Origin of the sequence: Kitasatospora cheerisanensis KCTC 2395, from assembly GCF_000696185.1 — a bacterium.
GTDB lineage: Bacteria > Actinomycetota > Actinomycetes > Streptomycetales > Streptomycetaceae > Kitasatospora > Kitasatospora cheerisanensis.
Genome location: NZ_KK853997.1, coordinates 2,674,063 through 2,696,391, shown reverse-complemented (window position 1 = coordinate 2,696,391; position 22,329 = coordinate 2,674,063). Strand labels below are relative to the sequence as shown.

The following is a 22,329-nucleotide window of genomic DNA, read 5'->3' as shown; positions in this document are numbered from 1 at the left end:
GCTTCCCGCTCGGGCGACCTTGACGACCGCGCCAGCAGATTCCAGCAGGTAGACGGCGTTGGTGTGGCCTCGCAGCAGCTTGGCATCGGAGGCGTCGACTCCAACGCGTCGGCAAGCGGTTTCGAGGACGGCGAACACCTCGGACTCGGCGAATCCGCCGATCCGGATTTCCGGAACAGTCGTCATACCCGTCAGGCTGACGGGCCGAGGCCGATCCTGTCACATCCGGCCGGTGGGCAAGGCGAGAAGTTCGCCGAGCTGTCGAGCAGCTCGTGTCTCGCGGACCCGCGCAGGCATTATCCGAATCACCTCCTTGGTGCGAACCCCCAGGATCTCCGTCCGAAGCTCCTCGGGCACCGCCAGGTAGGCGCTGCTGGCAAGCTCGCACGCCTCGGAGGGGTTCCGCTGATGAACCAAGCACATCGCTTCCTCGAGGCGAAGGAGCGCCGGGTCGATACCGGTTCGGTCCGGGTACAGCGCCAAAGCTTCCTGCTGCACGCGGAGTGCCTCCCGCACCTCGCCCAGGGCGGTGAAAGCACCCGACAGGTACAGCAGCAGCCGACGTCGGGGGAACGCCCATGCATCGTCAGCAGGACCGGCCGGGGCATGGTCGAACAGCTCGATCGCCTGCCGGACGGCGGTACGTGCCCCTTCGACATCGCCGAGCCGCGCCAAGGCCCGCGCCTCAGCGGCGGCAGCAAACGCCCCGGTGGATGTTGCCCGGCCGCGGTTCAACAGCCGGGCATCCTTGGCCAGGCTCGCCGCCCGTTCGAGCGGTCCGTAGTAGTACGGCAGCATTGCGGCCTGGACCCGAATGCGGGAGCGCAGTTCGATCCCGCCAGCATCGTCTGCTGCGGCTCGCGCCGTGCCGTACCACATGCGCGCCTGGTCGAGGCGGCCCAACTTCATCAGCGCATCGGCGACGAGGGTGGCGAGCACCGCGATCATCTCCGAGAGGCGTACCTGGACGGCTGCAGGCTGCCGTTCACCGGACAGCAGACGGACCTCTTCGAGCGTGCCAAGGAGCCGGAGCAGCATCTCGGCCGGAGGCGCGAAGATGTAGACCTGCCGGAGGTCCATGACCTGCTCGTCCAGCACTTCGAGCTGGGTGGCGCTGGCAGTAGTGCTGGCCAACGTGCTGTCCAACGCGCGCCGGTACGTCTCAACGGCTTCGATGACGGGCTCCGCGGTGGCGAAGGCAGCCAGCGTGCCAGCTGCCGGCCTCGAAGTCGTGGCGCCGCTCGCAACCGGAGTCGGCACCGACATGTTCGGGTGGTAGGAACCGGCCAACCCAAGCCCCTGTGTATCCGTCTCGTAGAGGCGGCACAGCAGGTCCAGGGTCTTGCCTCGTGGCATCCGGCCTTTCTCCCACGCAGCGAACTGGTCCTCGTCCACCCCCGGTTGAGAGGCCCCGTCCCGCAGGCAGAGCCGACGCAGCTCATCAACCGCTCGACGAAGGGTCCAGCCCCGGGCCAAACGGTGGGCTCTCAACCGACTGACGTCGCAGCACTCCGCGATCGAAGCGATAGTCGCGTCCAGAGTCCAGTTCTCCGCAGCGGCAGTCGCTCTGATCCGCGCGGCACAGGATGGCTTGTGCACCATCGGACGACCTCCCCCACAAACAGCAGTGCAGGCAGCGTAGTGCCCGAGCTCACTGATGATGCGCCAAAAACCTTAACTAGTAACGGTGTTGCTGGCTGAAGTGAGGTGGATCCGCGACTTCGGCCCTGAAACCTTGACTTCTTCCGATTGCCGCCCCTCCGTTCGCTCGGCGACCCTCTCTGAGCACGCGACGACCTCGGCCAACCGCCTTGGGCGGGGACGCCGCCGGATTCACCCCCCAGCCGCACCACCTGATCGGCCCGGAGGATCTGCCATGCACGTCATCACCCGCTTCACCGCTGCCGCGCGATACGCCTGCGTCGGTTGGGTCCGCAACACTGTCCTTGCCGAGCTGGCCAGTCTGGACCTGGCGCCCACTCAGTGCGAGGCGATCCGGCTCAGCGTCTCGGAGATCGTCACCAATGCTCTGCTGCACGGCGTCGGAGGCGAGAGCGACAACGAGGTTCTGCACGTGGAGACCGCGACGGACCAGGCCCGGGGCGTGCTGCGTGTCACGGTCATGAACCCGTACCGCACCAGGACTGCCCCGGCTGCCCTCGCCGACGCGGATCTGGACGCGGAGACGGGGCGCGGCCTGTTCCTCGTGCAGACGATGGTTGACCAGGTCGGCTGGGAGTTGCAGGCCGGCGAAGACGGCATCCTGTGGTGCGCCGTCTGGTTCGAACTAGAAGTTGATCTCGCCGTTGGCGGATCTGCCCAGGCGCCGGAGCAGCAACGCCCGCTGCCCGCGACCGCGAGGGACTCGGCGGCTCACCGGGGCCTGGTTAGCCGCGCCGCGAGCCGTCTGCCCAGCCGGATCCTGCGCCGGAGCGCCCAGAACCGGGCCGCTTGAGACATCCCGGCCGCGCCTCACGATCCTCCCTCTCAACGCGTCACCCACCGGCGCTCGACGAACTGCCCCTCGTCGAGACTCCAGGAAGAACCATGACGATCACCACGTCCTCCCCAGCCACACGCGCCAAGGAGTGCGCCGCCCGGAGCAGGGTCCCGGCAGAGGCCCGATGACCGTTCAAACGCAACCCCGTGCTCGGCGACGTCGCCACCCGAATCCTCAGGAAGGGCCAGCCATGGACACCGCATTCGCGCCTCGCTCGGGACAGTTCGTGCAGCACCCTGCCGGTCACGACGGCGATCTTCGGGAGGCCGTCGAGGAGTTCCGGCAGGGGCGGGTGTGGTCGGTGCAAGGGCTGCTGCACCGGTCCTGGAACGACCCTGGGCTGTGGACGTCGCGGACGCAGGTGCTCGGCGCGGTGGCCACCCGTCTCAACGTGCTCGACCGCTGGGCCGAGGAGGAGCCCAACGCGTTCGGCCTGACAACCTTGCGGTGCAGGGTCGCAGTCGAGGCGGCCCTCCTCGCCGGCCAGCGTGCCGGCGCTCCCCGCGAGTTGGGGCAGTACGTGGAGTCGGCACGGGAGTGGTGCCGGCTGGCGGCGTCGATGCTGGCGGGCGATCCGGTCCCGTGGCTCGGGCTGCTGGCGCTCGCGCAACTGGACCAGGAGTTGGCACGGCCGGAGCACCGGGTGCCGGCGGCGGACCGGCTGCTTCCGCCCGGCCCGTGGGCGCTGTTCGAGCAGGTGCGGCGGACGGACCCGTGGAACCGGGAGGCGTTCCACCGGATGCTGCGGTTCTGGCTGGGCAGGGGAGAGATCGGCCCGGCGTCGTCGTTCCTGTCCGGGCACCTGCGCGATGCTCCCGCCGGTTCGCCCTTGCACGCGCTGCCGCTGTATCTGCACGTCGAGCGGTACCGGCGGGCGGAGAAGGGCGCGGAGGCTGCGGCGTACCTGCAGTGGACGAACGACGAGTCAGTCCGCCTGGCCGTGCAGCAGGTGCTGGCGCACTGGCGGGCCGCTCGCGGTGCGGGCGTCCACTGGCCGGTCGCGGACGAGAGCCACCTTGCGCACGCGCTGTCGGCGACCCGCCGCCATCAGGACGCCGCCGAGGTGTTCGCCGCGATGCATCCGTTCGTCTCCCACGAACCGTGGGTCAGCCTCTCGGCCGATCCCGACCGTCTGCTGCGCGACTCCGTCAATAAGGCGTTCGCGGCCCGCTGACCCCTGCTCAATCTCTTCTTCCGCCCGGTGTCGCCGCCGGGATCCGACCCGACCCCTCAGGAGGTTCCGCCATGCCCAGGCACCAGCGTCCCGGTCTCGCTCCCGGTGAGGACGATCACCTTCGCACCCTCGGCTACGAGCCCGAACTCGTGCGCCGCATGGGCGGCTTCGGGAACTTCGCCGTGTCGTTCTCGGTGATCAGCGTCCTGTCGGGCGGCATGACGCTGTTCGGGTTCGGCCTGCTGGCCGGCGGCCCGGCGGTGATGATGTGGGGCTGGGCCGCCGTGGGCCTGGCGGTGCTGCTGATCGGCGCGGCGCTGGCGGAGGTCACCAGCGCCTACCCCACCTCCGGCGGCCTGTACTACATGGCGCAGCGGCTCGGCGGTCCGCGGTGGGGCTGGACGGTGGGCTGGCTCAACCTGCTAGGCCTGATCGGCGGGATCGCGGGGATCGACTACGGGGCGGCGTCGTTCATCGCTGCGTTCGCCGGGTTGCAGTGGGGAACGGTGCCGACGCCGGGGCTGATCCTGGCGATCTTCGCGGGCGTCCTGCTGCTGCACGCCGCGCTGAACGTCGTCGGCGTCCGCGTCGTGTCCGTGCTCAACAGCATCTCGGTGTGGTGGCACCTGCTGGGGGTCGCGCTGATCGTGGGTGTGCTGGCGGTCGTGCCGTCCCATCACCAGTCCGTGGGCTGGGTGTTCGGGCACTTCGCCAACGGCACCGGCTGGTCGAACCCGATCTACGTGAGCGCGATCGGCCTGCTGCTGGGCGGCTACACGTTCTGCGGCTACGACGCGTCCGCGCACATGTCGGAGGAGACGGTGAACGCGCGAGTCGCGGCGCCGCGCGGCATCGTCCGCTCGATCTGGGTGTCACTGCTGGCGGGGTTCGTGCTGCTGGCCGGCCTGCTGTTCGCGGTGCAGGACTACGCCGGCACCGCCGGCGCGGCGGTGCCGCCCGCGCAGATCTTCCTCGACACCCTCGGCACCACCGGCGCGAAGCTTTTGCTGCTGGTCGTGATCGGCGCCCAACTGTTCTGCGGCTCGGCGGAGACCACCGCCGCGTCCCGGATGATCTACGCGTTCTCGCGGGACAACGCCCTGCCCGGATCGGCGACCTGGCGCAGGGTGTCGGCGAACGGCACCCCGGTGCCGGCGGTGTGGCTGGCCGTCGGCGCGGCGTTCGTCCTGGCCGTCCCTTCGCTGTGGTCGGCCACCGCGTACGGGGCGATCACGGCGGTCAACGTCGTCGGCATGACGCCCAGCTACATCATCCCGGTGTACCTGCGGCTGCGGCAGCGCGACCGGTTCACGCCCGGGCCGTGGAACCTGGGCCGGTGGAGCCGGCCGGTGGGGATCGCAGCGGTGGCGTGGGTGGCGGTGCTGGTCGTGCTGGTGTGCCTGCCGCAGCGGTACCCGGTGACCGTCGAGACGTTCAACTACGCGCCTGTGACACTGCTCGCGGTTCTCGCCCTCGCGTGGGGGTGGTGGCGGATCGCCGGTGACCGGTTCGACGTGCCGGTGGTGGCCGACCCGCACCTGGCCCGGATCGAGGCGCAGATCGTATGAGCGCGACGACGACGGCCGCCCGTGCGGCCGAGACCCCAGCGCGGGCGGCCACCTCGCCGACCGGTTCGCTGGAAGAGTTGGTCGAGGAACACAGGATCGACACGGTGCTGCTGGCGACGGGGGACCAGCAGGGCCGCCTCCAGGGCAAGGAGTACGACGCGCGGACCCTGGTGGAGCGGCTGGGGTCGGGGGCGCTGTCCCCGGAGATGTGCGGGTACGTGCTCGGCACGGACCTGGGTATGACCCCGCCCGCCGACGGGCCGTTCTCCTGGCAGTCAGGCTTCGGGGACGTCGCCCTGCTGCCGGACGTGGAGAACGCGCGGGTGCTGCCGTGGCTGCCGGGCACCGCGCTGGTCCTCGCCGATCCGGTCAGCGGCGGATGCCCGCACCCGCTCGCCCCGGGCACGGTGCTGGCCGAGCAACTGCACCACCTCGTCCGGCTCGGCCCAGTGCCGCTGGTGGGGATCGAGACCGAGTTCGTGCTCTACGAGGGCACGGCCCGGGACGCTGCGGCGGCCGGTTGGCGCGGGCTCCGTCCCGCGGTCGGGCGCAACGGCGACTACGCGCTCGACCAGCCGCCGGCGGTGCGGGAGTTCGGCCGCCGCCTGCGCCGCCACCTTGCCGGAGCCGGCCTGCCCGTCGAGGCCGTCAAGGGCGAAAGCGGGCACGGCCAGGTGGAGGTCACCTTCCCCTACGGACAGGCCACGGATGCGTGCGAGCAGCACGTGCTGTTCAAGCACGCCGCGAAGACGATCGCCGAAGAGCAGGGGCTGACGGCATCGTTCATGGCGGCCCCGTCCACCGGCGTGGGCTCCGGGATGCACCTGCACGTCTCCCTGCACGATTCCGGCGGCCCGCTGCTGGCAGCCGACCCGGCGCACGGGACGGAGCTGTCGGAGCTGGGCGGGCACGCGGTGGCCGGGCTGCTGACGGTGCTGCCGGAACTCGCGCCGCTGTGGGCGCCGTACGTCAACAGCTACAAGCGCCTGCAGCCGCACTCGTTCGCCCCGGCCCGCCTCGCCTGGGGCCGCGACAACCGCACGTGCGCGGTGCGGGTGGTCGGCCATGGCCCGAGCCTGCGGCTCGAAGTCCGGCTTCCCGGGGCGGACGCCAACCCGCTGCTCGCCCTGGCGGCCGTGCTGGCCGGCATCCGGCACGGCATCGCGGAGAAGCTCACGCCCCCGCCCGCCACCGTCGGCGACGCCTACCGGCAGCACGATGCGCCGCTGGTGCCGCGCTCGCTGGAGGAGGCCCTCGCCCGGTTCGAGACGAGCGCACTGGCCGGCGAGCTGCTGGGCGAGCCGGTCGTCGCGCACCTGGCCCGCGTCGCCCGCATGGACCTGGACCACCACGCCGCCCGCGTCACCGACGCCGAGGTCGAGCGCGGCCTGACCCAGGCCTGAGCCCCGGGCCGGCGACGGGGCTCCTCGCACTCCGCCGCCGGCCCGGACCAACTTCCCACTCTTTCTTGTCCGTCGGAGGAAACTCATGACCACCACCACGCGCCCCGGCTCCGCCGCCGGGGCGAGCCGCTCCGGCGCGGTGCCGGCGCTGCTGGCCGCTCCGCACCTGGTCAACGTCGCCGCGCCCGGCATGGAGGGCCTGGCCCGGTGGCTGGCCGAGTCTGGGGCGGACGTCACCGGCTCCGTCCCGGCCGACCTGGCTCGCAGCCCTGCCGTGGCCGCCCTCGAAGCGGCCGGCGTCCGGGTGCACGCCGGCTTCGACCCGGCGCACGTGGGTGCCGAGCGCAGCGCGGTGGTGTGGTCGAGCGCCGTCGCCGCCCCGCACCCCGAACTCGACCGCGCCCGTGCCGTGCATCTGCCCGTTCTCGGCCGGGCCTCGGCCCTGCGGGCGATCACCGCCGACGCGGGCGCGGTGACGGTGGCCGTCGGCGGCAGCCACAGCACCGCCACCGCTGCCGCCGCCCTGGCCGCCGTCCTCGACGACGGGCGCACCGGCTGGATCCTCAACACCCCCGCGCGCGCCGGCGTCGCCGGGCGCGCCGCCGCCGGGGGCCGGATCGTGGTCGACTTCTGCCCGGACACCACCACCCACGAGGCCGCCCCGCCCTACGCCTGGCAGCACCTGCCCGCCCCGTACCTGCCGAACACCGAGCAGCACCACGCCGCCGCGCTGATCGTGTCCACCGGTGCCAACGCCCCGCACTACGAGGACGTCGTCGCCGGACTCGACGCCGCCGAACGCCTCGCCCGCCGCGCCGACATCGTCGTCCTGCCGGCCTGGGACGGCGGCTTGGCGAACCTCCACGAACGCCTCACCGGCCGCAAGGGCCCGGACGTGGTCACCGTCGGCTCCGACGCCGCCTCCACCGTCCGGATCATCCGCCTTGCCCGCAATGCCACCGGCTTCCATGCCGTGCTGCGCCACCGCGCGGAGGGCCACGGCTTCGACCTCTCTGTGGCCGGCCGGCACCACGCCTTGGCGGTGTGCGCGGCGATCGCCACCGCCCTCGCGATCGGGGAGGACCCGCACGCGGTCGTCCAGCGCGCCACCGCCTTCCTCGGCGCGCACCGCTCCCTGACCGTCCTCGGCGAGGCGGCGGGCATCACCGTGGTCGACTCCCGCGCCCGGCACCCTCACGAAGTCGCCCACGACGTGCAGGCCGCCCGGCATCTCACCGAGGGCTCCCTGATCGTCGCCCTCACCCCCGACGGCCTGGCCCGCGCCGGCGCCCACGCCGCTGAGCTCGGCAACGCCCTCGCCGCCGCCAACCGGGTCCTGCTCCTGCCCGTCGACACTCCGCTGACCCACCACACCGTCGCACCGGACCCCCTCGACGCCATCGAGCAGGCCGCCCGCCACCGACTCAGCACCGCAGCGGTCCACCGCCTGCGCACCGGACGCGGCGCGGCGGGCCCCGCGCAGAAGATCGCCGCGATGGCCGGCGACGGCGACCTGGTCCTCGTCGTCGGCACCGGCAGCGCCGAGCAGCTCGGCCCGCGCCTGCTCACCCACCTCGCCGCGCAGAGCGCGCCCGCGCCACCGCAGCCGTGAATCACCCGAACCACCGCCCGTCGAAGAGAGACCCGCTGTGATCCCCAATCCCATGCCCCAACTCACCGCCGCCCAGCGCCGGTTGACGGTTCTCGTCACCGGCGGCGCGAACTCCAGGCAGATCGCCGCCGAGCCGGAGATCCGACTTCGGCCGGAAGGGGTGCGCGACGCGATCGACACCGTTCTCGCCGCGACCGGCACCCGCACCCCGGCGCACCTGGCGGCATGGGCCACCGCCCGGCGGATCGTCACCCGACCCGTGCACCCCACCGGGGCGCTGATCACGACGCCCGCCCTGCCCCGGCGGCAGCGGCAACTCCTGCGCGGCTGGGCCGGCGGGAAGGTCAACGCCGAGCTGGCCGCCGAGATGGGCATCGCCTCGACCACGGTCCGCAGCTACGGCAAGGCGGTGCTCGCCGGCCTGGGCGTCGGCTGCGCGCCGCAGGCCGCCGTCGTCGGCGTCCTCACCGGCCTGGTGCTGCTGAGCCACATCAACCCCGCCTGGCCGGCCGAACCGCTCACCGGCACCGGCCCCTTTGCGAACGGCCGTCCCCCGGAGGGGCGGACGGACGCCGTCGGCACCCCGGCTTTGGTGCTGCTGTGACCGCCGCCGATCAGCAGGACGCCGTGCATCTGACCCGCCTGCGCGACCTCACGGCCCAGGAGCACAAGCTCGCCGTCCTCGTCGCAACAGGCATCGGCCCCCGCGGCATCGCCGCCGCGCCCGGCCCGTACCGCAGCACCGAGGCCGCCCGGAAAGCCGTCGAGGCCCTCCTGCGCAGGACCGGTGCCCGCACCCGGCCCCAGCTCTCCGGCTGGATGGCAGCGGCCGGCCTCATCAGTGCCCCGATCGACACCGAGGGGGTGGCGGCGGCTCGCTCGGGCCTGCCTCCCCGGTGTCTGACGATCCTCTATGGCTGGGCGGACGGCCTGACCACCGAGGCGGTCGCCCGCGTGCTCGGCCTCGGCGCCGCGCAGAAGTCGATGGCGGCCTACCTGCGCACGCTGTTCCTGCGCCTGGGCGTGTGGAGTCCGGAGGAGGCCGTCGTCGTCGGCGTCCTGACCGGGCTCGTCGAGCCCGCCCCACCCGGGGAGGCGGCATCGTGACGTTCCCCAGGTTCGAGGAGGAGTCGGCCCGAAAGGACGCGATGCTGCGGCGGTTCGGGCGGCTCGCCGCCGCCGCGCTGCTGGTCGTCTCCATCCTTTCGCTCGTCCTCGGGTCCGCCGTCGGCTTCGCGATCGGCAGCGTCCCCGCGACGCGCACCCTCACCGAGGACCTCGTCCTGTTCGCCATGGCAGTCCTCTGTGTTCTCGTCGGCGCCCTGGAGTTCCGCGCCTACCGGGCCGGGCGCGGTCCGCTCGCGCGATGGCGCACCCGACCCGCGCAGCTGCTGCCGACGGCCGGCGACGATGCCGCCGCTCAACCGGACCGGGCAGCCGCTCCGTGCCGTGGCGCAGCGGCCGTCGTGTGTTTCCTGCTCGGCCTGCCCACCGGAGCAGCCCTGCTGTTCCTGATCGAGCACCGCGACCGGGCCCAGCCCGTCTGGCTCGCCCTGGCCGCAGCCCCCGCCCTCGCGGCAGCAGCGGCCTGCGACCGGCTGCTCCGCCGCCCCGCCGCACACCGCACCACCACGCACCACCCGCACCACACCCATGGCGGCCGTCCGGGTCAGGGCCGCACCCACCGCACCACCGACCGGATCCGCCCATGAACCTCCCGCTGTCCGCGCCCACGCCCTGCAAAGAAGTGATGAGCCCTCAGACACGCAAAACCGCCGCCGCGTCACCTCTTCCCGGTGACAGGAACCGCTCCGGCAGCCTCCGATACATCGAAGCGCCGCAGGCGTTCGAGCCCGACGACCGGCCGTCGGTGTTCCTCGCCGGGGCGACCGTCGGCTGCCCTGACTGGCAGTCCCAAGCCGTGGATCTGCTGGCGCGCGCCGGCTTCGACGGCACCGTCCTCAACCCGCGTCCCTCCCGCAACGCCGGCACCGACCCCTACACCGCGTGGGCCCCCTTCGGCTGGCAGGACCGCTACATCCGCCGCGCCGACCTCGTCCTGTTCTGGAACCCGATCGGCCTCGTCCGGGTGCACGCCTGCTACGAGGCCGGCCTGTTCACCCCGTACGGCGGCACGGTGGTCGTCGGCTGCAACCCCGCCGATCCCGCCCAGCGCGCCAACCGCGTCCTGCTCGCACACAGGCTGCCGTGGCTGCCCGTCGCCGACACCCTCGCCGACACCGTCGCCGCCGCCCTCGCCGCCCTCGACCCTGCACGCTCCGCCGACACCGCCGACCGGCCGTCGAAGCCGTGAGCACCCCGCCCGCTCCGCCTCAGGCCCGCGCGCCCCCGCCGGCCGGACACGGCGCAACCCCCGGCGCGCCGCCCACCCTGACCCGACACAGAGAGGCATCCCGCATGTCCACCACACCCGCGGCCGTCACGGACGACCCCCACGACCCCGACGTCATCGAGCACGTCAACGCCAACATCCAGCACGGATGGCACCTCGACCGGTTCCTGGAGTGGATCGACCGGCGCGCCCAGGAGACCGGCATCCGCCCGCACCTGATGACGCTGCAGGAACTTCAGGACGGCCAGGCAGCGACGGTCGCCGACCAGCTCGGCCTGGCCTTCGTGGAGGCACCCAACGTCCGCCCGGGAAGCCGCAACGTCCTCCTCTACGACGCCGCCGTGTTCCGGCCCGACTCGAAGTGGGTGGCCTACCCGCCGGAAATTCGGCACCGCCCCGCCACCGCGAGGCTCCACCTCATCGACGCCGCCACCGGCGCCCTCAGCGCGCGCAAACTGTCGGTCGCCTCCGTCCACGCCGACTTCGGCGACCCGTCGGCCCGCCTCACCCAGCTCCGATGGCTGCTGGCGAACATGGTCCACGACGGCCGGCTGGGCCTGGTGGCCGGCGACTGGAACTCCTGGCCGGCAGGCCGCGCCCCGCTCAGCCTGGACCACGCGGAGGACCGCGCCTACGCCCTGAACCGCTCGATCCTCGACCCCGACGGCACCTTCAGGCCCGACGACCAAGCCGACCGGCTCATGACCTGCCGCCGCATGGTGGACGTCGGCCGGCACGCGGCGACCGTGCTCGGACAGACGGGCGCCGACCGGCCCACCACCGGACACGGGCCCGACAAGGACCGTCAGCGCGTCCCCGACGCGGACCTGCCGCCCGGCGGTCTCGGCCCGATCGACCGCACCTACGTCTCCGACGAACTGCCCGACGCGCTCATCAGCTCCGAGACCCCGACCAGCCCCGAGGTGCGGGCGATGTCCGACCACGCGCCCCAGATCACCCGCTGGAGCCGCAGCGGGCTGTGGACCGTGATGAACCGGCCCGTCGTCACCTTCCGCCACTGACCGAACGGGTGCCGTCCCGACCCGGCCGGGACGGCACCCCCCGCGCCGGCCGCAGCCCACACCGGTGTTCCGCCAACCCGGGCCCGGCGCGGGCCCGGCACCACCAGAGCCGAAAGTCCTCCATGACCACCACCGCCTTACCCAACACCCGCAGCGCCCAGGCGCGCTGGCTGCTCCTGTGGGGCATCCTCGCCACCTGCGCCCTCGCCCCCGAACTCGTCTATCTCGTCTACCGCATCGCGGGCCAGCGAGCACCCATCGCCGTGACCGCCATCGTCGAGTGCGGCGGAGTGCTCGCCGCCGCCGCCGTCACCGTGTGGCTGCGCCAGGCCCGCACCCTGCGCGGGTGGCGTGATCCCGTGTGCATCGCCGCCGTCACGATCGCCATCGCCCACGCCAACCTGATCGGCGATCTGTCCGGGGCCACCGACGTCACGGTCCTTCGGCTGCTGCTCACCCCCGCCGTGCTGGCGCTGCTGGCCATCGAACTGGTCCGGCACGCGGGCGGCGAGGATCTCCGCCCGGCCCGGCCGACCTGGCGCACCGTCAACAGCGCGGTCGCACCCGCCCTGCTCTACGGCATCGCGATGTTCCTGGCCTCCGCCGTCGCGGTGGTCCTCGCACAGTTCGGGGCGCTCGACCAAGTCGCTGACCTCGGGCTGAACACCACCCCGACCGGCGTGCTCATCGTGCGGGTCGTATCGGACGCGGTGGTCCAGGAAGTGGTCATGGCCGGCGGACTGTGGGCACTCGGCCTGGCCCTGCGAGTGCCCGCGCCGGCGATGATCGCCGCCGGCGTGGCCGCCCGGCTCGTCGTGCAGCTCTACATGGGCCCGCCTGCCCTCGCCGCCGCCATCGTCGGCGCGGCCGCGGTCGGCATCTTCCTCCACCAGCGCCGCGTCCTCCCGCTCATCGCCGCCCACGCTCTCTACAACGGCCTCGCCATCTACGCCGCCCTCCACTGACCGGCCACGCCCGGAGTGAGCGACTGCCGCCCCGTACCGCGCCCGCGCTCACCGCCGGCCGCCGGGCCGCCACCGCCCGCGTTCCGAACCGAACCACCCAGCGAATTGCACGAGGAAATGACGCACTTCACGCTCATCAACACCGCCGGGCCCCTACATACCGGAGCTGTACTTCGACGGCAGGGACTTCATGCACGCCCTGACCGAGACCGCCGACCCGCAGCGGTGGTTGACCCGGATGGGTCTCGGACCCTCAGCCACCACTGACACCGGCAAGTAGACGACCTCCGGCGGCGGCCTGCTCACGAGGGCCGCCGCCCGATGCGCCGGGCGCCGGGAGACCGGACGGCGGCTGAGCAGCAACCCGAAACTCCGAACTCCGTCGAGGGATCGCAATGAGGTACATCATCACCGCTGAGCAGGAGACTCCGCAGGGCTGGTGGGCGCGCAACAAGATATTCGTGGTCGCGGTCGTCTGCTTCGTGGCCGGCATCTTGTTGGCGGGTGGCTGCGGCTCCCGCTCCAGCCTCGTCGCACCGACGGCCCCTGCCCGTAACACCCCGCCCCCCGGTGGTTTGCCCAGCACCGGCACCAGCACTGTCCCGGCGTCAGCCCTGATCTGACGACCGGCCAGTGCCTTCGGCCGGGCAGCTACGGCAGCGGCCCGACGAAGGCGAGTAGAGGAACACCCCGCAGATTCGAGAGGAGCAGATCGTGACTAGGAACGGTGACTCCGGCTTCCCGCCGGTGCCTGTGCTGCGCCACGTGCGCCGCCCGTACGCCGAGCGCAGTGCCCGCTACGAGGTCGCCGCGGACCGGCTGGCCACCGGTGGGCTGTCCGACCGCCACAGCGTCGCCGACATAGGCGCCGGCCACACCGAGCTGGACGTGTGCCTGCGCACCGTCCACGGCTGGCGAGGCCGCTACACGGCGGTGGACCGCTGGACCGGTGACATCGACTTGGAGGTTTGGTCGCCGCCGGTCCGCTGGGACTGGGTGGCGTGCCTGGAGGTGCTGGAGCACCTGGAGAACCCGTTCCGGCTGCTGGCCGAGCTGATGTCCAGTGCGCTGCACGGCGTCGTGGTGACGACCCCGAACCCGGACGTCGTCGACGTGCTCGCCATGGACCCCACGCACATCACCCCGATCACCCGGCAGCAGCTCGCCGACGCAGGCCTCTACACCTCGCTGCACAACCTGTACGGCACCCACCAGGACGGAATCTGCGGAATCTGGTATCGCGAGGGAACCCAGCTGGTCGAGCGCCGCGTCACCGTCGAGACGTTCACCCCGGAGGTGGCGTCGTGATCAAGGAGGGAGCTCACACGTTCATCGCCGGCCGCGGCCCGGTGGAGCCGTTCCTCGGCAAGTACGCGCCGAAGCGGGCGGACGTCTTCGAAGTGATCGAACAACGGTTCGCGGCCGCAGGCCTGACCGGCCTGCGGTACCGGCCGCTGCGGATCGAGTTGGAACTGACCACGAAGTGCAACGACTCGTGCCCCTCCTGCGGGATGGGCGCGCTGCCGCTGGCACAGGGCGTCACCCTGACCCCGGATCAGCGCGCGCGGATCGTCGACGAGTTCGACTCGGTAGGTCTCCCGACTGCGGCGATCACCGGCGGCGAGCCCTTCGTGGCGATCCACGCACTCACCCCGCTGATCTCCGCGCTGCGGGCGCGCCGCATCGACGTCTCGAAGCTGACCACCAACGGCGTGTGGGGAGCGCCCCGGCGCTGCGAGCGGACCTTCGCCCAGCTGGAGAAGGCCGGACTGCTCGACAACGAGCTGGTGGTGCCGCTGATCATGCTGTCGGTCGGCGAGCAGACCATGCCGCTGGAGTACGTCGCCCGAATCCTCCACCGTGCCGTCACCCGCTACACCGACCACGAGTTGAACGTTGCCGTCTCTTCCCTCGCCGACCCCGCAGACCGCACCCACAAGATCTACGAGCTGATCGAGGTCTACGAGAAGGCGTACGGCGACTTCCCGCACGATCGCGTCCACTCGACGATGCGGGTCTACCTCAACAACGAGCGGCTGGCCGAGCAGAAGAAGGCCGACCGGCCCGGCCACACCACGGTGAAGCGGTGGATGGACGCCTGCTTCGACTGCTTCGCACCGACCGTCGGCACATATATCCTGCCGTCCGCGCTGCTCAAGCAGGACGGCCGCTGGTACGCCTGCGCCTCCTTCGACGTGCCCGAGGCCCTCGGCTTCGGGAACATCTTCACCACCCCGCTGCGCACGATCGTCGAACGCGCCAACGACTCCGAGTACCTGCAGCTCATCGCCGCCGGCGGCGGCCTCAAGGGCCTGCATGGCGCGGTTGCCGCCGAGTTCACCGAGAACACGACCTGCGGCGGGTTCTGCGACTCCTGCGGACTGCTCTCCGACCGCTTCCGGGCCGAGCGCGGCCTGCCGCCCGCGAAGCCGCTGCCGGTCATCGCATCCGAGGACCTGCTGCGCCACCGGCCGATCATCACCGGATAGCCCATGAAGGGATGCCAACGCAATGACGACACCCACAAGCACCGCGCGGATCCTCCGTGGCGCGCTCGCACAAGCAGCGGGCGCCGACCCGGATACGCTCCCCGAAGACGGGCACCTGGAGCACGACCTCGGCATCGACAGCCTCGCGCTGCACGAGCTCGTCGTGGGCCTGGAGCAGCAGTTGACCGTGACCGTCCCGGACGAGGAAGTCGGCCGCCTGGCCACCGTCGCCGACCTGCGCGACCTCCTCGCCCGCCTCGGCCACCCCACCGGAACGGACCCCGAGTGAGCCTCCAGCAGATCACCCCGAAGCAGCGCGGCTACCTGATCGCCAACTCCCACCCCGACGGCTGCGCCGAAGTTGTGAAGCGCACCTGGGAATCGATCCCGCCGCGCACACCCGAAGGTCGCACCCCCGTCGTCCTGCTGCTCGGCTCCAGCGCCGGGTACGGCATGTCGATCCTGCTCGCTGGTCTGCGCCGACACAGCATCCGCGGCGTCGGCGTCGCCTTCGAGGGCGCGCCGAGCGAACGACGTACGGGGACCGCCGGCTGGTACCGCACCGCGGCCACCGCCGAGCTCGCCGCCGGCACCGACACGGACTTCGTCTTCGTCAACGCTGATGCCTTCTCGTCCAACGCCAAGGAGCAGGCGCTCGACCTGATCGCCGAGCGGTTCGGCCCGGTCGACCACCTGATCTACAGCTTGGCCGCGCCCCGCCGAACCGACCCCGTCACCGGCGAGGTCCACCACTCCGTCATCAAGCCGATCGGTGAACCGTACGAGGCAGCATCCCTCGTGTTCCCGGACGGCGTGGCGACCGTCGGCACCGTCCAGCTCACCCCGGCGAACGAGGCCGAGCAGCGCGCCACCATGCAGGTGATGGGTGGCGCGGACTGGCAGCTGTGGGTCGAGGCCCTGGCCGCGCGCGGCCTGCTCGGCGACGGCTTCACCACCGTCGCGCTGTCCTACGTCGGCTCCGACATCACCGCGCCCGTCTACCGGCAGGGCACGATCGGCGCTGCCAAGGAACACCTGGAGGCCACTGCGCGCACCTTGGCCGACGGCGTCCTCGCCGACGGCGCGGGCCGGGCGTTCACCGTCGTCGCTGGCGCCGCCGTCACCCAGGCATCCACTGCTATCCCGTCCATCGCCTTGTACACCTCGCTGCTGCACAACGTCCTCGGCGGGGAGGGCTGGCACACCACCGCTGACCAGGCCATCGACCTGTGGTCCCAACTCGCTGGTGAGAAACCGCTCGTCCTCGATCGGCAGGGTCGTATCCGGCTCGACGGCTGGGAGTTGGACGAGAAGGTCCAGGAGAAGGTGCGCAAGCTATGGGCGGACCCGACCGCCGCGCTGGCCGACGAGCCAGCCGGAGCCGAGTGGTTCTACAACCAGTTCCGGGCGCTGTACGGCTGGGATGTGCCCGGTGTGGACTACGGCGCCGATGTCGAAACGGCGGTGGCCTGGCCGGACTTCGAGTAACGGCCGCTCACAGCCTGCGGCTGGCCGTCGAACGGTCTCTACCAGTGCCAGACCAACTGGCCGACGTGCGGCAGGTGACGAACATCGGCCCGCGGATGCTGCCCCTCAGTAGACGGGGCAGCATTCGAGCGGCGCGGGAGTTCCAGAACACCATCTCCAGCGCGTAGTCGGTGCGGGCTTGGGCACCTCGCGCTGGGCGCGTCCTCGCAGCGAGCTGACCGTCAGCTGCACGCCTGCTCGGGGTACTCGTCAGGTGTCCCCGCGCTGACCGGCTGGCGCGGGTGTCCGGGCCCCGGTCAACTGCCGCCGTCGAGTTCGAAGTCCGTCCACCACGGAGCGGCGGGCTGCTCCTCCCACGCGTGGAGCTTGTCGCGGTGGATCAGCGGGCCGGTACCGTCGGCACGTTCGCGGTGGCCGCGCAGTCGGGTACAGACCCGGCCCTCGGCCCCCTGGTGGCCGCAGGAAGGCCACAGGCCGAGGAGGGGAGAGGAGGCAATTACTGTCCCCATAGGAAACTGTCCCGAATTGTCGCGCGCGGCAGCCTGCTTCGGCTGGTCAGTTGACCTGTTCAGGTTCGGTGGAAGGCTCGGTGCCAGGGGGAATGGCTTCTGCTGGGGCGGTGATCGGGTGCACGTCGGTCCGTGCCCTGCGGCGGATCGGCAGAGACCAGCGGCGCTGGTCTTCTCCGCGTGCCCGTAGTTCGGTGTATCGAACGACGGCTTGTGGGCTGGCGGTTCGAACCCATACGGGTGCGCCGATGAGGATGCGTTCCGGGCCGTCCAGGCCTTCGTTCCAGAGCAGATCTGCCCACGTGTCGTGGTCCAGGACGATGTCAGCGTAGATCTCTGCGAACCATTCGCAGTTCTCGGCGCGGCCGAGGGTGAATCCGCGTGTCCACGGCCGGCCGGCGTGCTCGCTGTCGGGGCCCGTACATCCTTGGTTCAGAGCGATCTTCAGAACTTCGAAGGCGGCCTCCTCGGTGCTGCCCCAGAAGTTGATGCTGTCGGGGCGGAAACCCTCCATGAACTGGGAGACCGCCATCCACGCTGACGATGTCCATCCGACCACTGCCGCATCGGTGGTGCGGAAGTCGGGGGTGTTGTCGAGGCTGCCGAACAGGATCACATCGACCCGTCGCCCGTCAGGGCTGGAGGTGTGGGTGTGCAGCAGCACGCCCTTGTCCTGTTCGGGTCCGCCGATGAAGCGTGCGAACTCGATCCGGCCAACCCCTTCGGCGAAGTCGGTGGGGGGAGGCGAGTCGAACCTCACCACGGTTCGCGCCTTGAGAGCCTTGCGGACTCGGATCGTCATGTCGCGCCGGTCCGTTTCCTGAGCGGGCGCGCTGAACGATGCCTGGGGGAGTGGTACCGGGCCGACCGTTGACGGTGGACTCACGGAGGTGAGTTTCCAGCGGCCGAGGGTGATGCCGTTGTCGCGGGCGATGCCGCGGATCCGCCGCTCCGACCAGTAGAGGAACCGGCCGACGTCGTCCTTGCTGCGGGCCAAGCGGTCTTCTCCTTTGCGCCGACGAACTGTTCTGCTGGCCGGCGCGCTTCGACGGCGGCGGGACACCCAGTGGGAACATTCAGGAGGACGGTACCAGCGTTGGCGCGTGAGGCAGATGGAAAGCGCAGTGGTTCGCGAGGTGGCGTTCTCGTGGACCGGGTGGTGTGGGGAGAGGCGGGGGCCTGGGCCGCTCGGTGCTATGCGCTCAGCTACTCTCACCTGCGGAAACTGACCGCAGTCCAGGGGGGACTTGTGCACCGCCGCTCCATCACCACCTCGACACTCTTGGGCGCCGCCCTCCTCGTCAGCCTCTGCGCGTGCGGGTCAGCCTCCACGACCGCCGCCGGGGTCCCGGCGACACTCAGCAGCCCGTCCGTTGATGAACGGATGATCCCCTGCCCGAAGCGGGTGTGGCCGCAGCCGATCCCGGCCCGGGCGATCGGCAACAAGGCCATGTTCTCGGTGATGAGCGAACTGGACTGCTTCAATGTCACGAAGGCGGTGGCACCGGACGGGCACGACATCCTTGACGACGACCTGTCGGTGAGCCGGGACTACATCATCGTGAAGATCACGCCCGACGTCGGCACGATGGTCGGGATGGACGACGAAGTGGTCCTCACGGTGGACAAGCACATGCCGGGAGCCAGCCCGCAGTAGCGGGACGGTGCCCTGAGGCAGCGTCCGGATGTCGCTCGCGGTTTCTACGCTCGGATCATGGCTACCCCACCCCCCACCGCCAGCACCGGCACGCCGGAGACCGGGATCATCGCGACCGTCGAGCGGATGCTCCTCACCGAGACCGTGCGGATCGCCGCACCCGGCCCGCAGATCTTCGACCCGGACACCGGCCAGTACATCCCCGGGCCGGCCGTCGTCGTCTACGAAGGCCCCGGCCAGCATCGCGCGGCCGGAGGCCCCGGCATCGTGCTGCGCCTGGAAGGCCAGCCCTATAAGGACGACGGCGACGGCCGCTACCTGCTGTTCACACCACTCGGCGCGCCGGTCGCGGTCGATGGCAACGACGTCACCGTCATCGCCAGCCCCGACCCGGGCGCCATCGGCCGGACCTTCCACGTCCTCGACCCCGGCCAGTCCGGCGGCATGACCGTCGTTCGCAGCACCTGGATGCGAATCGCCACCGTCGGGGGGACACAGTGAGCACCCCGACCGGGCCGGTGGACCTCGACGCGGTCCGCCACCTTCTGGAAACCACCGTCATGGTCGACCAGGTCGAGATCCGCCGGCCGACCGGCACCGCGCCGCTGGACCCCGACACCGGGTTGGTGGGGCCCGTGCCGACCGTCCTGGTGTGGTCCGGCAGCGGCGCGGTGCTGTCCGCGCACGGCCTTGCCGCGGTTGAACACCTCGTTGGTGGCCGGTGGCTCGACGACACGGCGTCCTGGTACGGCCTGGTCACCCCGCTTGCGGCGCCGCTTCCCGAGCGCGGAGACCTGGTCACGGTCACGTCCGCAGCCTCCCCGACGGCCGGCACAGTCGGCCGGACCTGGCAGGCCCTCGACCCCGCCGAGGCCAGCACCGTGGAGGTCGCCCGAATCACTCGACTCGATGAGGTAATCGTCGCGTAGCCCCGGGGAGGTTACCCGTGGTGATCATGGTGTTGCGCGGGGGAATTGGGGGCGATGCCTGCGTATTTTCATGCACCTGACAATGCCGTGAAGCGGTCGCTGGCGGGCCTATCCGGGGGCGAGCGTCGGCCTGGAAATGATTTCCCGAAATGGTTTCCGCAGGTCAGAGCCCTGCGGAAACTATTTCGCCAATAATCCGGCGCCCTAGAGCCTGGGTTGCCGACCCTAGGGGGGAAGCGCACCGTTAGGCCGAAAGAGCCGCCTGGATTAGGGCTAAAGAGCGGCGCGCTAACGTCGGGTAATGCCCGTCATTTGCCGTTAGGCGCACCGTAAAGGTGGTATGGTTCTTTCTGTCGGTCCCAGGGGCCGGCACCCACCCAAGGCAAAAAAAGGGGCATCCTGCCGCCGCTCGTCAGTGCCAGCGGCAGGATGCCAGACGGGTGGAGGAGGGGCTCGGGCGGTGGCGACCGTCTGGGCCCCTCCGGCGTGGCGCTACTTGCTGAGCACGTACTCAACAAGCTGGTAAGCGCCGATGATGACTGTCGTCATCTCCGCCGCTCGCCTGAGCCACGTCCACACCGGCGAACCATCGTTCGAATCGCCGCCAGTGTTCAGTTCCGTCACCTCCTCTCCATGAAGAGGTAGCAGCTTCACCAAGAAGCAAGCTGCGCGATAGACGATATCAGAGAGAAATCCTTGCAGCGTGACATCCGACGCCTTTGGCAAGGTTTCAGGAGCGGCTGACAGGAAGGCTGGTTGTTGGAATGTATCCGGCGTCGATAAATTACGCACATCCGGCACACGTGCTTATTCGACGGGGCCATGCCACCTCATGCTGCTGCCGCCGACCTGAGCCCTGATGCGAGCGCGGAGCTCTCGTCCAGCCACCCTCTCGAAGCAGCCGCCGGCGTAGCCCTGGCAGCTGAGCAGCGCGAGACGGTACCGGGCGCTGCTGACAATCAGCGTTGTCCGTCACGGCTCCTAGGGTCGTGATCATGACCCCCACTGCCACTTCCCCCGAGCAGCGGCACGTCCGCATCCAGGCCACCGGGCCAACCGCCCGCCTGGAGCTCGACGGCCGCGACGTCGCCGACCAGGTCGCCTCCTACCAACTGGTGCACACCGCCGGGCAGGCCCCGGAACTTCTCCTCGTGCTCCGCCCGAACGCCAACCCCGACTGGGAAGGCACCGCCCGGGTCGTAGTCGGCGAAGCCCCCGACCCGGGTCCGGCCGCCGCCCAGTTCCTCGCCGCCCTCGACCCGGCGGAGACCGAACGAGCCGTCCTCAACCGGCACGACCTCCTCGACGGCGGACCCAACGAGTTCACACGGGCGCTGTTGACCCAGCTCGCCGAGTGGGCGTTGGGCAAGCGCCAGCCCGGCGAGCCCGAGCCGGTGGCCGGCTGATGGCCCGGGTCAGCAGCAACGCCGCCGTGGTCGCTGCCCAGTTGGAAGCCCGTGCCGTTGCGGTGCCGGCCGCGGCGACCGCGGTTGTGCGGCACCACGCGATGATCCTGGAGACCGCGATCCGGGCGGCGGCGTCGGGTAGGCCCGGTCCGGAAGTGCAGAGCGGCGACTACCGGCGCTCGTGGGGCACCGAAGTCCGCACCGTCCCGGGCGGGGCGGAGGCGATCGTCGGCACCAACCGGCCGCAGGCGGCCCGCCTGGAGTACGGGTTCGTTGGCGCGGACAGTCTCGGCCGGGTCTACAACCAGCAGCCCCTCCCGCACGTCGGCCCATCCGTGGACCGCGTCGGGCCGCTGTTCGCGGCGGCCATGGCGCGGCTCGCCGAGCAGGTGGTGTCCGGGTGAGCCAGCTGACGGACGACATCCACCAGGCCGTAGCCGGGGTACTGCGGGCCCACGGCGCGGGGCTGCTGTCCCGGGCGCTGCTCGTGCTGGAGGTTGTCGACGAGGTGACGGGGGAGCTGGGTCTGTACGTGGAGGCCAGTCCTGCGGACATGCCGGCGTGGGACCGTGCGGGGCTGCTGCACTACGCGGGTCTTGACCTGGCCGGGCAGATCACTGCGTGCCGTGTCGGCGACGAGCCGCCGGGCCACGATGAACAGGAGGAGCAGTAGATGGCCGTTCAGGGGCGGGTCGTGTCGCTCGCCGTTCAGGTCGCGCTGGTCGCCAGCACCGGTCGCAGTTGCGGCTACGGGGCGGTGCCGTTGGCCGCCGACAAGCCGACCGGGAACACGCTTCCCTACAACATCTTGATGCCGCTCGGCGGCGTCAGTTTCGGGCCGCCGTTCGGCGACCAGGCTGGTGACGCCCGGCTCGTCTACCAGGTCACGTCGGTGGGCAGCACCGCGGAGCAGGCCGAGTGGATGGCGGACAAGACCAGGGCCGGACTGCTGGGCACTGGGGCGTCCGGGGCGTTCGCCACGCCGATCGTCGCTGCCGGGCACACCGTGTACGGCCGGGAGGTCGACCGTGAGGACGGACCGACCGTCGTGAACGGCGTATACAGTTACATCACTCGGATTGCGCTGCACGTCACGACACCTGGCAGCTGATCAGCTTGCCGCCGCCTGGCGGCATCTCACCGTGGAGACCCCCGCACGGACGCCCGACCACCGGTACGGGCCGACTCCCTTCGCCATCCCGCCGATGCGGGTGGTGCGACGTAGGGGACGGGTCTCCGGCGGCAGACGACCGC

At 71.2% G+C, this 22,329-nt stretch carries 26 protein-coding genes and 1 pseudogene; 22 read left to right on the top strand and 5 right to left on the bottom strand.

Going from position 1 to position 22,329, the window contains the following annotated elements:
• Both KCH_RS42480 and KCH_RS12155 read right to left on the bottom strand, forming a co-directional pair.
• A pseudogene (locus KCH_RS42480) lies at positions 1–186 on the bottom strand (aminoglycoside phosphotransferase family protein); the annotation flags it as partial.
• A gap of 33 nt (positions 187–219) precedes the next feature.
• Positions 220–1,602 carry an NsdA family TPR-like regulatory protein gene (locus tag KCH_RS12155; protein ID WP_035862528.1) on the bottom strand — a complete coding sequence of 461 codons (1,383 nt, stop codon included), beginning with the start codon at positions 1,600–1,602 and terminating at the stop codon, positions 220–222.
• 274 nt (positions 1,603–1,876) lie between these two features.
• Here KCH_RS12155 and KCH_RS37180 point away from each other — a divergent pair, with 274 nt between their 5' ends.
• From KCH_RS37180 to KCH_RS12075, 15 genes are all read left to right on the top strand, one after another.
• Positions 1,877–2,455, top strand: coding sequence for an ATP-binding protein (locus KCH_RS37180; RefSeq protein ID WP_051652997.1), 579 nt, complete (start codon positions 1,877–1,879; stop codon positions 2,453–2,455).
• A gap of 235 nt (positions 2,456–2,690) precedes the next feature.
• Positions 2,691–3,674, top strand: a complete 984-nt coding sequence (locus KCH_RS12145; protein ID WP_035862526.1) for a hypothetical protein — start codon at positions 2,691–2,693, stop codon at positions 3,672–3,674.
• Between the two features lie 71 nt (positions 3,675–3,745).
• On the top strand, positions 3,746–5,242 hold the full coding sequence (locus KCH_RS12140) for an amino acid permease (RefSeq protein ID WP_051652996.1): 1,497 nt from the start codon (positions 3,746–3,748) through the stop codon (positions 5,240–5,242).
• A complete protein-coding gene (locus KCH_RS12135) occupies positions 5,239–6,645 on the top strand; it encodes a glutamine synthetase family protein (RefSeq protein ID WP_051652995.1) in 1,407 nt (468 codons plus the stop codon). The genes KCH_RS12140 and KCH_RS12135 overlap by 4 nt, the downstream gene beginning before the upstream one ends.
• 85 nt (positions 6,646–6,730) lie before the next feature.
• A complete protein-coding gene (locus KCH_RS12130) occupies positions 6,731–8,257 on the top strand; it encodes a Mur ligase domain-containing protein (protein ID WP_035862523.1) in 1,527 nt (508 codons plus the stop codon).
• Positions 8,258–8,309: 52 nt separating this feature from the next.
• A complete protein-coding gene (locus KCH_RS12125) occupies positions 8,310–8,861 on the top strand; it encodes a helix-turn-helix transcriptional regulator (RefSeq protein ID WP_035862520.1) in 552 nt (183 codons plus the stop codon).
• Positions 8,858–9,364: a hypothetical protein gene (locus KCH_RS12120; RefSeq protein ID WP_035862518.1), complete on the top strand. Its 507-nt coding sequence runs from the start codon at positions 8,858–8,860 to the stop codon at positions 9,362–9,364. The genes KCH_RS12125 and KCH_RS12120 overlap by 4 nt, the downstream gene beginning before the upstream one ends.
• A complete protein-coding gene (locus tag KCH_RS41260; RefSeq protein WP_035862516.1) occupies positions 9,361–9,969 on the top strand; it encodes a hypothetical protein in 609 nt (202 codons plus the stop codon). Before KCH_RS12120 ends, KCH_RS41260 begins: the two co-directional genes overlap by 4 nt.
• Before the next feature lie 209 nt (positions 9,970–10,178).
• Positions 10,179–10,571: a nucleoside 2-deoxyribosyltransferase domain-containing protein gene (locus tag KCH_RS47645; RefSeq protein WP_244305302.1), complete on the top strand. Its 393-nt coding sequence runs from the start codon at positions 10,179–10,181 to the stop codon at positions 10,569–10,571.
• 104 nt (positions 10,572–10,675) lie between these two features.
• Positions 10,676–11,632, top strand: a complete 957-nt coding sequence (locus KCH_RS12105) for a hypothetical protein (protein WP_035862513.1) — start codon at positions 10,676–10,678, stop codon at positions 11,630–11,632.
• Positions 11,633–11,754: 122 nt separating this feature from the next.
• Complete coding sequence (locus KCH_RS12100) at positions 11,755–12,597, top strand: hypothetical protein (RefSeq protein ID WP_035862512.1); 843 nt, start codon at positions 11,755–11,757, stop codon at positions 12,595–12,597.
• A 714-nt stretch (positions 12,598–13,311) separates the two neighbouring features.
• Complete coding sequence (locus tag KCH_RS12090) at positions 13,312–13,905, top strand: class I SAM-dependent methyltransferase (protein ID WP_157032010.1); 594 nt, start codon at positions 13,312–13,314, stop codon at positions 13,903–13,905.
• Positions 13,902–15,086: a radical SAM/SPASM domain-containing protein gene (locus KCH_RS12085; protein WP_035862508.1), complete on the top strand. Its 1,185-nt coding sequence runs from the start codon at positions 13,902–13,904 to the stop codon at positions 15,084–15,086. Before KCH_RS12090 ends, KCH_RS12085 begins: the two co-directional genes overlap by 4 nt.
• A gap of 22 nt (positions 15,087–15,108) precedes the next feature.
• The gene (locus tag KCH_RS12080; RefSeq protein WP_035862507.1) at positions 15,109–15,375 is read left to right on the top strand and encodes an acyl carrier protein; all 267 of its coding nucleotides are present in this window, start codon (positions 15,109–15,111) and stop codon (positions 15,373–15,375) included.
• Positions 15,372–16,574 carry a trans-2-enoyl-CoA reductase gene (locus KCH_RS12075; RefSeq protein WP_035862505.1) on the top strand — a complete coding sequence of 401 codons (1,203 nt, stop codon included), beginning with the start codon at positions 15,372–15,374 and terminating at the stop codon, positions 16,572–16,574. Before KCH_RS12080 ends, KCH_RS12075 begins: the two co-directional genes overlap by 4 nt.
• 296 nt (positions 16,575–16,870) lie before the next feature.
• On the opposite strand, the gene KCH_RS41250 is transcribed toward KCH_RS12075, so the two are convergent.
• Both KCH_RS41250 and KCH_RS12070 read right to left on the bottom strand, forming a co-directional pair.
• Positions 16,871–17,083, bottom strand: a complete 213-nt coding sequence (locus KCH_RS41250; protein WP_157032009.1) for a hypothetical protein — start codon at positions 17,081–17,083, stop codon at positions 16,871–16,873.
• A gap of 46 nt (positions 17,084–17,129) precedes the next feature.
• Complete coding sequence (locus KCH_RS12070) at positions 17,130–18,080, bottom strand: hypothetical protein (protein WP_035862502.1); 951 nt, start codon at positions 18,078–18,080, stop codon at positions 17,130–17,132.
• 150 nt (positions 18,081–18,230) lie between these two features.
• Between KCH_RS12070 and KCH_RS12065 the strand changes: the two genes are divergently transcribed.
• The 3 genes from KCH_RS12065 to KCH_RS12055 are packed head-to-tail and all read left to right on the top strand — an operon-like array spanning position 18,231 to position 19,669.
• On the top strand, positions 18,231–18,740 hold the full coding sequence (locus KCH_RS12065) for a hypothetical protein (protein ID WP_035862501.1): 510 nt from the start codon (positions 18,231–18,233) through the stop codon (positions 18,738–18,740).
• A gap of 57 nt (positions 18,741–18,797) precedes the next feature.
• Positions 18,798–19,241 carry a DUF6093 family protein gene (locus KCH_RS12060; protein WP_035862499.1) on the top strand — a complete coding sequence of 148 codons (444 nt, stop codon included), beginning with the start codon at positions 18,798–18,800 and terminating at the stop codon, positions 19,239–19,241.
• Positions 19,238–19,669 (top strand): DUF6093 family protein, encoded by a 432-nt coding sequence (locus KCH_RS12055; RefSeq protein ID WP_035862498.1) that lies wholly within the window; start codon positions 19,238–19,240, stop codon positions 19,667–19,669. Before KCH_RS12060 ends, KCH_RS12055 begins: the two co-directional genes overlap by 4 nt.
• 492 nt (positions 19,670–20,161) lie before the next feature.
• On the opposite strand, the gene KCH_RS41245 is transcribed toward KCH_RS12055, so the two are convergent.
• On the bottom strand, positions 20,162–20,470 hold the full coding sequence (locus KCH_RS41245; protein WP_157032008.1) for a hypothetical protein: 309 nt from the start codon (positions 20,468–20,470) through the stop codon (positions 20,162–20,164).
• Between the two features lie 194 nt (positions 20,471–20,664).
• Here KCH_RS41245 and KCH_RS12050 point away from each other — a divergent pair, with 194 nt between their 5' ends.
• The 4 genes from KCH_RS12050 to KCH_RS12035 are packed head-to-tail and all read left to right on the top strand — an operon-like array spanning position 20,665 to position 22,186.
• Positions 20,665–21,075: a hypothetical protein gene (locus KCH_RS12050; RefSeq protein ID WP_035862496.1), complete on the top strand. Its 411-nt coding sequence runs from the start codon at positions 20,665–20,667 to the stop codon at positions 21,073–21,075.
• Between the two features lie 26 nt (positions 21,076–21,101).
• Positions 21,102–21,479, top strand: a complete 378-nt coding sequence (locus KCH_RS12045) for an HK97 gp10 family phage protein (protein WP_157032007.1) — start codon at positions 21,102–21,104, stop codon at positions 21,477–21,479.
• Positions 21,476–21,748: a hypothetical protein gene (locus tag KCH_RS12040; RefSeq protein WP_035862481.1), complete on the top strand. Its 273-nt coding sequence runs from the start codon at positions 21,476–21,478 to the stop codon at positions 21,746–21,748. Before KCH_RS12045 ends, KCH_RS12040 begins: the two co-directional genes overlap by 4 nt.
• The gene (locus KCH_RS12035; protein WP_035862479.1) at positions 21,749–22,186 is read left to right on the top strand and encodes a hypothetical protein; all 438 of its coding nucleotides are present in this window, start codon (positions 21,749–21,751) and stop codon (positions 22,184–22,186) included. It begins immediately after the preceding gene.
• The last annotated feature ends 143 nt before the right edge of the window (positions 22,187–22,329 follow it).